The following is a 9,288-nucleotide window of genomic DNA, read 5'->3' on the forward strand; positions in this document are numbered from 1 at the left end:
CTAAGCCGACGTTATGATGAGCACATTGAAAATATTAGGTCTTTGTGATGGAGAAAAACGGTTATATATACGCATTTTTGCATATTAAAAGAGCCAAGGCTGTTCGAGGCCGGATCATCGTCCCGCCGAAGGCGGGCCTGCCCGCCTGACACAGTCGAAGCCGGGCAGGCGGGACGCTGGCCGAGTTGACGCAGGCTCCCGTTTTTCGACTGAACAAAGACCGGCCCTGTAGATAGAGCGTTGGGGAAATATTTTCAGTGCTTAGGTTTGGGTAGGAACCGTATTACACCTACGAGGAGTGATTACTCAAACCCGTCACACCTCGTAGGTGTTAGAAAAGATAAGGAAATATGACGAAGCGTGATTATTATGAAGTTCTGGGAATATCGAAGGGCGCGAGCGCTGACGAGATAAAGCGAGCCTACAGGAACCTCGCGCTGAAATACCACCCGGACAGAGTTACTGCCGACAAGAAGAAAGAGGCTGAGGAGAAGTTCAAGGAGATATCCGAGGCCTATGAGGTATTGACGGACGAGCAGAAGAAGGCGACTTATGACCAGTATGGCCACGCCGGCGTCGACAACTCCTTCAAGCAGGGCGGATTCACCTGGCAGGACTTCCACCATTTCGACGACCTGAAGGACATATTCGGCGAGTTCGACCTGGGCGACCTCTTCAGCAGTTTCGGGATGGGCGGAGGCTCATTCGGCGGACAAGGGCGCGGCCGCGGAGGCGCGCAAAGAGGCTCGGACCTCGAGTTCCAGCTTGAGATAAGCTTTGAGGATGCGGTCTTCGGTGCGGAGAAGACTATAGCGATACCGCGCCAGGAGACCTGCGATGTATGTGGAGGTACCGGAGCTAAGCCCGGATCGAAGACCGAACGGTGCCCGGATTGCGGCGGCAGGGGCAAGGTCACTACCTCGAACGGATTTTTCAATATGATCACCGGGTGCCCAAGGTGCGGCGGGGAAGGGGTCATAATAAAGAGCCCGTGCCTGAATTGCGGCGGCAGCGGCAGGATAAGGGCCAAGCGTAATATAAAGGTAAAGATACCCGCCGGCGTAGATTCGGGCTCGACGTTGAGGATGCACGGCGAGGGCGAGGCGGGAGAGAGAGGCGCGCGGCGCGGCGACCTCTACCTGCATATCCATGTGAAGCCGCACGAAATATTTGAGAGACAGGAATCCGATATACACTGCGAGATCCCGGTCAGCTTCTCGACAGCCGTGTTGGGAGGCGAGATAGAAGTGCCGACGATAGACGGAAAGATAATGATGAAGATACCGCCGGGGACGCAGGGCGGCAGGACATTCAGGTTGAGAGGCAAGGGTGTGGCCCATCTCCACGATCACGGAAGAGGCGACCAGCTAGTCAAGGTGCAGATAGATATCCCCGCGAACCTTTCTCAGGAACAGAAGAAGGCTTTAAAAGAGTTCGCCAGAGTGTCAGGTGAGGATTCCGGACCGTTGTCACGGTCATTTATGGAAAAGATGAGGAAGCTGTTCAAATAAGTGTAATGTGTAAAGTTTAATGTGTAATGCAGGTGTAAAGTAGCCATGTGTAATGGAAAATTCTCTTTTAATTTTTACTTTACACATTACACATTTAACATTACACAAACGAGTATATGGCAAGGAGCAATACATGCCGACTTACGATTACGTTTGCGAGAAATGTGGACATAAGTTCGAGAAGTTCCAGTCGATGACATCGGAACATTTAAAAAGCTGTCCGAAATGTAAAGGGAAGGTCGTCAGGCTGATCGGATCAGGCAGCGGTATAATATTCAAAGGCACCGGTTTTTACCAGACCGATTACAAGAACAAGGGCAAAAAGGGCGCCTCCGCGTGCAGTAAAGATAAATCCGACGGGTGTAAAGGCTGCCCTCATGCGTAAAAACATAAACAAGACATTGAGCCTTTGGGTCCTTATATTATTGTGGATGGTCCTGATATCCGCGCTCTCTTCGATCCCCGGAAGACACCTGCCCAGATTCGGCTTTTTCGGCTTCGATAAGGTAGCCCACATGGCGGAATATTTTGTCCTGGGGTTCCTCATGATAAAAGCATTATTCGATTCATCGAAGATGGCCCTCGCAAAGGCTGTGATGATATGCATGCTGATCGCCGCTCTTTACGCGGGAGTGGATGAATGGCACCAGAGTTTTGTCCCCGACAGAAAAGCGGATATAGCCGATTACATCGTGGATCTCATAGGATTGAATATTGGTATCTATATTTATATAGGGTCATTAAAAAGAAAGAGCGAAATATGCCGATAGTGAAACCCTTTAAAGGAGTCCGTTACAATAAAGCCAAATTGAAGAACCTCTCCGCGGTGGTCGCGCCGCCGTACGATATTATACCCCCGGAGATGCAGAACAGGCTCTATCGCGCCAGTCCTTATAATATAGTCAGGCTCGAATTGAATAAGATAGGGAAGCTCGACGACGAAAAGAATAACCGCTATACGCGCGCCGGGGAAGCTTTTGAATCATGGCAAAGATCCGGCGTGCTCGTCCGGGACGCGGAAGAGTCGATATACATATATTCGCAGGAATATAAATACAATAAGAAACCGATCAGGCGCATAGGCTTTATCAGCCTCATGGGCCTCGAGACGGATAGCTCTTCAAGCAAGGTCTTGCCTCACGAGAATACCCTCGCCGCGCCGAAGGCGGACCGGTTGAAACTGATGAAAGAAGTCCGCGCTAACCTAAGCCCCATATTCATCCTGTATGAAGATAACGCCCGGAGGATAACGTCCATCCTGAAGAAGTTCATTGCCCGGAACAGGCCCGTCATAGACGTATATTTCGACCAGGCGAGGCATAAGGTATGGAAACTGAGCGACACGGCCGCTATCGACAAGATAAGGAAGATAATGAGGGAGAAGGACACATTCATAGCCGACGGCCACCACAGGTATGAGACGGCGCGCAACTATTCCAGGATGGTGGATTATTCCGACGCGACGGAGGATGTGAAGAAAGCGGCCAGGTACCTGATGGTCTATTTTGTGGAGTCGGACGAAAAGATGCTTACGATATTGCCGGCCCACCGCGCGGTCAAAGATACCGGGACCTTAAGCGGCGATGAGGCGGTGAGAAGGCTGTCGCGTTTCTTTACCGTCGAGAAGGCGCCCTCCTTAAGGGCCATGATGAAGAGGCTCGGGAGGCTCGGGAAGGTCCACGCCTTCGGGACGTATGCCGGAGAGGGCAAATATTATATACTAAAATTGAAGGACGCCGGTGTTTCCGACGAAGCTATAAGGGATAAGTCCAAAGACTGGAAACGGCTCGACGTATCGATACTGCACCTCTTCATATTCCAGCATGTCCTGGGGATATCGGATGACGACGATAACATAGAGTTCCTGAAAAATCCCGAAGACGCGGCGGACCTGGTGGATAAGGGCAGGTGCAAAATAGCGTTCTTCCTGAATCCTACCAAAGTGTCTGAGGTGAAGAAGATAGCGAGGCTCGGGGAACGTATGCCGAGGAAGGCTACGTATTTCTATCCGAAGCCTGTCTCGGGACTGGTGATAAATAAACTCGAAGGTTGAGGCTGCCTTAATGTGCGGGATCTGCGGTTACATTCATCTGGACACATCGAAACGCCCCGATGAATCTATACTTAAGAGGATGACCGAGACGCTTAAGCTGCGAGGCCCCGACGACGAGGGTTTTTATTTAAAGGATAACGTCGCCCTCGGACACAGAAGACTCTCCATCATAGACCTGGAATCCGGCCACCAGCCGATGACAAGCGTTGACTCTTCGATAGCGATAGTCTATAACGGCGAGATATATAATTTCCGCGAGATCAAGGACGAGCTGCAGAAAAAAGGGCACTCATTTAAGACCCATTCCGATACGGAAGCGATCATCCACGCGTATGAAGAATACGGCGAGGACTGCTTAAAATGTTTCAACGGCATGTTCGCTCTCGCATTGTGGGATGCGAAGAAGAAGACGCTTTTTCTGGCGAGAGACAGATTCGGGAAAAAGCCCCTCTATTACGCCGTTTTCGATAACCAGTTCATCTTCGGTTCCGAATTGAAGGCGCTCCTAAAGCATCCGTCCGTCAGGCGGGAGATAGACCTCCCGTCGCTCGGCAAATACCTTGCCTACGAGTATGTCCCGTCCCCGTATTCCATATTCAAGAATATAAATAAGCTGGAGCCCGGCACAAAGCTTACGTTGAAGGACGGCGTTGTCAGGACCGAGCGCTATTGGGACCTGGAGTTCGAAAGAAATAAGGATTTTGACCTCGAGTGCGCGAAAGAGCGGCTCGTGATGCTCCTGAAAGAGTCGGTGCGGAAGCGCCTCGTAAGCGACGTGCCCCTCGGAGTATTCCTGTCGGGCGGGATCGATTCTTCGGCCGTCGTCTGCATGATGAGAGAGCTCATGGACCCGAAAGATATAAAGACATTCTCGATAGGGTTCAGAGAGAAGTCATTCGACGAATCGCCAGACGCCAGGCTCGTGGCCGACTATTTCGGGACGGACCACCGCGAGGAGATCGTAGAACCCGATACGATGCTTAAGGTATTTCCCGAGATATTGGACCTGCTGGACGAGCCGTTTGCCGATTCATCGATAATCCCCACATATATAGTTTCAAGGTTTACCCGCAAACATGTGACGGTCGCGCTAGGCGGCGACGGAGGGGACGAGCTTTTTCTCGGGTATCCTTCTTTCCTCGCGCACAAGATAAACGGTTATTTCAGCGCTCTGCCGCTCGGGCTGAGAAAAAAGCCGCTGGAAGCGATGGTCGGGATGACCGCGACGTCGAACGATTATATGAGCCTGAACTTCAAGGCTCGGAGGTTCCTGCGCGGGCTAGGCTTCCCGGAAGATGTGCGCCATCAGGTATGGATAGGCTCTTTCACATCCGAGGAACAGAAGAAGATGTTTTTGCCGGATAAGGCCGCGGCGGGCGAATCCGATATTTACGCTCCCACAAGGAAATTTTTCTATAACGCGAAGGACTTAAGCCCGCTGGACCAGGCTATGTACATTTACGTAAAGACATACATGACCGACGACATATTGGCCAAGGTGGACAGGGCGAGCATGGCGAACTCTCTTGAAGTGCGCGCGCCGTTCCTCGACCCGGATTTCGCCAAATTCGCGGCAAGCATACCTTGCAACTATAAGCTGCGCCGTTTCAATACCAAGTGGATACTCAAAGAGGCGCTTAAGGGAAAGCTTCCCGCAAAGACCCTATCTAAGAGTAAGCAGGGGTTCGCGGTGCCGGTCGCGAAATGGCTCAAAGAGGACCTGAAGAGCCTGCTCGCGCAAGCCTTTGACAAAAAGAAGATAGAAAAAGAGGGCATTTTTGATTATAATTATATCCGCAGCCTTCTTGATGAGTTCAAAGCGAATAAGAACGATACGCGCAAAGAGATCTGGTCATTATTCATGTTCGAGATGTGGTATAGTAGGTGGATGTAATTTTTCGCCTCTGCAGTCCGGCGTGAACTTTCGGGCAGTTGCCTCAGCTTCGCCGCAAATCGGCATTAGGCATGCCGATTTGCTGTGGTAAAATTTCGATGGCCTCGCAACCCGGACTGACTTAATGCTGTTGACAGGTTTGCGAGTCCTGGTTATATCGCCATAAGGTATCGAAATTTTACGACATTCGCTTCGGCAACCGCCCAAAAGTTCTGCCACCTGAAGAGCGAAAAATTTTACCGGAGGAGCTGGTTGGGAAATTTTTACGGAATATGAGATTAAGAAAACCTAAGCCGACGTTATGATGAGCACATTGAAAATATTAGGTCTTTGTGATGGAGAAAAACGGTTATATATACGCATTTTTGCATATTAAAAGAGCCAAGGCTGTTCGAGGCCGGACCATCGTCCCGCCAAAGGCGGGACGCCGGCCGAGTTGCCGCAGGCTCCCGTTTTTCGACTGAACAAAGACCGACCCCATAGTTACACTGCAGGGGGAATATTTTCAGTGCTCACATAACGAGGCTTAGGTTTAGAGCAAGATCCGTAAAAATTTCATAACAGATGAGGAGAAGAATGAGCGACAATATACTGAAGGATATCCAGGATACGCTGATGAAGGGCGACAGGGCGGGAGTGGTAAAATTGACCCAGCTTGCCGTTGAAAAGGGCATGGAGATAAAGGAGATCCTCGATAACGGCCTCATAGCCGGCATGGAGATAATAGGCGGCAAATTCAAGGCGAACGAGGTCTTTATCCCGGAGGTCCTGATAGCCGCGAAGGCGATGCACGCCGGAATGGCGATACTGGAACCGAATTTCGTGAAATGCGGCATAAAACCGGTAGGCAAGGTCGTTATAGGGACAGTTAAGGGCGACCTGCACGATATAGGGAAGAACATCGTGAGCATGATGCTTAAAGGCTCATGCTTCGATATAGAGGATTTCGGGATAGACGTGCCGCCCGAGAAATTCGTCGACTCCGTCAAAATGGGCGGGGTGGATATCATCGCGATGTCGTCGCTCCTGACGACATCCATGGGTTCGATGAAGGATACTATTAAGTCCTTGAAAGATTCCGGCCTTCGTGATAAAGTTAAAATAATCGTCGGCGGAGCGCCGGTTACGCAGGAATTCGCCGATTCCATAGGCGCGGATAGCTATGCCAAGGACGCGGCGACGGCCGTGGATAAGGCGAGAGAATTGATAGAAGGAAGGTTACGTAATGTTACGTAATGTTACGTAATGTTAGTGAAGGTTACGTAAGGTTACGAAAGTATATTAACTTTACGTAACCTTAGTTAACCTTCCCTAACCTTAATTAACATTCTGTTGTTTATGAGGAGACCCATGCCGCTTTTCCCAAGGAAACCGAAATATACCATAGTCAAGGTAGCCAAGAAGAGGGATATACCCGACGATCTTTGGACCAGGTGCGAGGATTGCAACGAGCTCATCTACAACAAGAAACTGGACGAGAACTTCAGGGTCTGCCCAAAATGCAACTTTCATTTCAACATCAGCGCGCGCGAAAGGGTAAAGCTTATCCTCGATGAAGGCAGTTTTAAGGAGATGGACCCTGACATGACGTCCCTGGACCCCCTAAATTTCGCGGGACCGAAGACATATAAGGAAAAGCTGAAGCAGGACCAGGAGCTGACCGGGTTAAAAGACGCGGTCATTACAGGGGAAGGCGGCTTGAACTCCAGGCCGATAATACTCGGCGTTACCGATTCCCGTTTTATTATGGGTTCTATGGGTTCGGTCGTAGGCGAAAAGCTGACGAGGGCCATAGAACACGCCACGGAGAAGAAACTGCCTCTTATAATAGTCTCGGGATCGGGCGGCGGGGCGAGGATGTACGAAGGTATGTACTCGCTTATGCAGATGGCGAAGACATCGGCGGCATTGAGCCGGCACCATAAAGCGGGTCAGCTCTTCATATCCATATTGACGAACCCTACCATGGCCGGGATAATGGCGAGTTTCGCGTCTCTGGGAGACATGATAATAGCGGAACCCAAGGCCCTTATTGGATTTACGGGGCCGCGCGTCATCGAGCAGACGATAAGGCAAAAGCTGCCTCCCGGGTTCCAGAGGGCGGAGTTCCTGGTCAGCCACGGCCTCATTGACATGATAATACACAGGAAAAACATGAAGGATATGCTCTCCAAACTTTTGAGTTACTTCTAACGGATTTTTGTCCGTCACGAAACTGTAAGGATTGAAAATCGTAACGAGTCATTGAACTGAAGGCGATTTTCTTATCCGTCACGAAACTGTAAGGATTGAAAATCGTAACGAGTCATTGAACTGAAGGCGATTTTCTTATCCGTCACGAAACTGTAAGGATTGAAAATCGTAACGAGTCATTGAACGGAAGGCGATTTTCTTATTGTCATTTAACCGCATTGTGCTAAAATATTGACCCTATCCTTCTTCGCTCTTAAGGCAGTTAGATCATAGTAGAGCTTCGGAGAGATGCACAACATGCTAACAAGAAGGTTCCATGGCGCAGGTAAGTCTAAATAAGGTCTCGAAGATATTCCCCGGCAACATATGGGCTATACGCGATATATCGCTCGGGATCGAGAATAAGGAGTTCGTCGTGCTCGTAGGCCCCTCAGGCTGCGGGAAGTCCACGACTCTGCGTATAATCGCGGGCCTCGAGGAGGCCAGCGAGGGAGACGTCTATATCGGGGACCAGCTGGTCAACGATGTCCCTCCGAAAGACAGGAATATCGCCATGGTATTCCAGAATTACGCCCTGTATCCCCACATGACGGTCTACGAGAATATGGCATTCGGCCTGCGGCTCAGGAAATATCCTAAGAGCGAGATCGAGACGAGGGTCAAAGAGGCCGCCACCATTTTAAGCATAGAAAAACTCCTGAACAGGAAACCCAAAGAACTCTCCGGAGGGCAGAGGCAGCGCGTCGCCGTAGGGAGGGCCATCGTAAGGAAGCCCCTCGTATTCTTGTTCGACGAACCGCTGTCGAACCTCGACGCCAAGATGCGCGTCCAGATGAGGACCGAGATAAAGAAACTCCATATAAAGCTCCAGACGACTATGATATACGTCACGCACGACCAGACAGAGGCCATGACCATGGGCGACAAGATAGTCGTGATGAAGGACGGCATTATCCATCAGATAGCGGATCCCATAACGCTTTACGACAAGCCTGTCAACAGGTTCGTCGCGGGATTCATAGGCTCGCCCCCGATGAATTTCATAAATGGTACGATAATCAAGAAGGACGGGAAGTACTATTTTAACGAAGGAAAGTTCCAGGTCAAGCTCATAGATTCCATGGTCAAGCACATACTGCAATATGTCGGCAAAGAGACCGTATTCGGGATACGGCCGGAAGACATATATGACAAGCTATTCGTCACCGACGCACCCACGGAGAATACGATAAAAGCCACATGCGAGGTTATCGAGCCGATGGGTTCGGAGGCTTACCTTTACTTGAACACAGGGAAGAGCTCCCTGGTCGCTAAAGTGGGCGGCCATAATAAGCCGGCCATCAACCAGGACATAGACCTGGTCTTCGATATGTCTAAGATCCATTTTTTTGACAAAGATACGGACAAAACGATCATCTAGATGCAACTTGCCTTTGCAGGATCTTTGGCAAGTTGTCCGCCGAAGCGCCAAAGGCGCTTTCGGATAGATGCGAAGGCGGACGACAATCCTCGATGACTCCTCTCTCTAAAAAAGCCGGCTCCGGAATTCTGTCCATAGCACTCTTCATATCCCTGGCATATCTGCTGTCAAGGCTCGCCTCGAACGTAATGCCCGGCGCGCCTCTTAATGTAAATCT

General features: G+C 50.4%; 8 protein-coding genes. All 8 read left to right on the forward strand.

The features are described 5' to 3' along the window. The first annotated feature begins 350 nt into the window (after positions 1 to 350). The 8 genes from dnaJ (at position 351) to ugpC (ending at position 9,071) form a co-directional block, all read left to right on the forward strand. On the forward strand, positions 351 to 1,511 hold the full coding sequence (gene dnaJ, locus WC592_08855; protein ID MFA4982554.1) for a molecular chaperone DnaJ: 1,161 nt from the start codon (positions 351 to 353) through the stop codon (positions 1,509 to 1,511). A gap of 133 nt (positions 1,512 to 1,644) precedes the next feature. Beyond that, the gene (locus WC592_08860; GenBank protein ID MFA4982555.1) at positions 1,645 to 1,896 is read left to right on the forward strand and encodes an FmdB family zinc ribbon protein; all 252 of its coding nucleotides are present in this window, start codon (positions 1,645 to 1,647) and stop codon (positions 1,894 to 1,896) included. Beyond that, positions 1,889 to 2,281: a VanZ family protein gene (locus WC592_08865; protein MFA4982556.1), complete on the forward strand. Its 393-nt coding sequence runs from the start codon at positions 1,889 to 1,891 to the stop codon at positions 2,279 to 2,281. Before WC592_08860 ends, WC592_08865 begins: the two co-directional genes overlap by 8 nt. Beyond that, positions 2,272 to 3,564, forward strand: coding sequence for a DUF1015 domain-containing protein (locus WC592_08870; GenBank protein MFA4982557.1), 1,293 nt, complete (start codon positions 2,272 to 2,274; stop codon positions 3,562 to 3,564). Before WC592_08865 ends, WC592_08870 begins: the two co-directional genes overlap by 10 nt. A 10-nt stretch (positions 3,565 to 3,574) precedes the next feature. Then, the gene (gene asnB, locus WC592_08875; GenBank protein MFA4982558.1) at positions 3,575 to 5,458 is read left to right on the forward strand and encodes an asparagine synthase (glutamine-hydrolyzing); all 1,884 of its coding nucleotides are present in this window, start codon (positions 3,575 to 3,577) and stop codon (positions 5,456 to 5,458) included. A 576-nt stretch (positions 5,459 to 6,034) separates the two neighbouring features. Beyond that, entirely contained in the window at positions 6,035 to 6,694 is a 660-nt protein-coding gene (locus WC592_08880; protein ID MFA4982559.1) for a corrinoid protein, read from the forward strand. A gap of 102 nt (positions 6,695 to 6,796) precedes the next feature. Then, on the forward strand, positions 6,797 to 7,651 hold the full coding sequence (gene accD / locus WC592_08885) for an acetyl-CoA carboxylase, carboxyltransferase subunit beta (GenBank protein ID MFA4982560.1): 855 nt from the start codon (positions 6,797 to 6,799) through the stop codon (positions 7,649 to 7,651). Positions 7,652 to 7,967: 316 nt separating this feature from the next. Further along, the gene (gene ugpC / locus WC592_08890) at positions 7,968 to 9,071 is read left to right on the forward strand and encodes a sn-glycerol-3-phosphate ABC transporter ATP-binding protein UgpC (GenBank protein ID MFA4982561.1); all 1,104 of its coding nucleotides are present in this window, start codon (positions 7,968 to 7,970) and stop codon (positions 9,069 to 9,071) included. Positions 9,072 to 9,288: the final 217 nt, after the last annotated feature.

The sequence above is a fragment of the Candidatus Omnitrophota bacterium genome, from assembly GCA_041648975.1.
In the GTDB taxonomy this organism is placed as follows: Bacteria; Omnitrophota; Gorgyraeia; order 2-01-FULL-45-10; family 2-01-FULL-45-10; genus JAQUSE01.

Excerpts from the sequence above, each read along its gene's own strand:
- dnaJ (MFA4982554.1), top strand. The coding sequence starts at position 351 with ATGACGAAGCGTGATTATTATGAAGTTCTGGGAATATCGAAGGGCGCG.
- WC592_08860 (MFA4982555.1), top strand. The coding sequence starts at position 1,645 with ATGCCGACTTACGATTACGTTTGCGAGAAATGTGGACATAAGTTCGAG.
- WC592_08865 (MFA4982556.1), top strand. The coding sequence starts at position 1,889 with ATGCGTAAAAACATAAACAAGACATTGAGCCTTTGGGTCCTTATATTA.
- WC592_08870 (MFA4982557.1), top strand. The coding sequence starts at position 2,272 with ATGCCGATAGTGAAACCCTTTAAAGGAGTCCGTTACAATAAAGCCAAA.
- asnB (MFA4982558.1), top strand. The coding sequence starts at position 3,575 with ATGTGCGGGATCTGCGGTTACATTCATCTGGACACATCGAAACGCCCC.
- WC592_08880 (MFA4982559.1), top strand. The coding sequence starts at position 6,035 with ATGAGCGACAATATACTGAAGGATATCCAGGATACGCTGATGAAGGGC.
- accD (MFA4982560.1), top strand. The coding sequence starts at position 6,797 with ATGAGGAGACCCATGCCGCTTTTCCCAAGGAAACCGAAATATACCATA.
- ugpC (MFA4982561.1), top strand. The coding sequence starts at position 7,968 with ATGGCGCAGGTAAGTCTAAATAAGGTCTCGAAGATATTCCCCGGCAAC.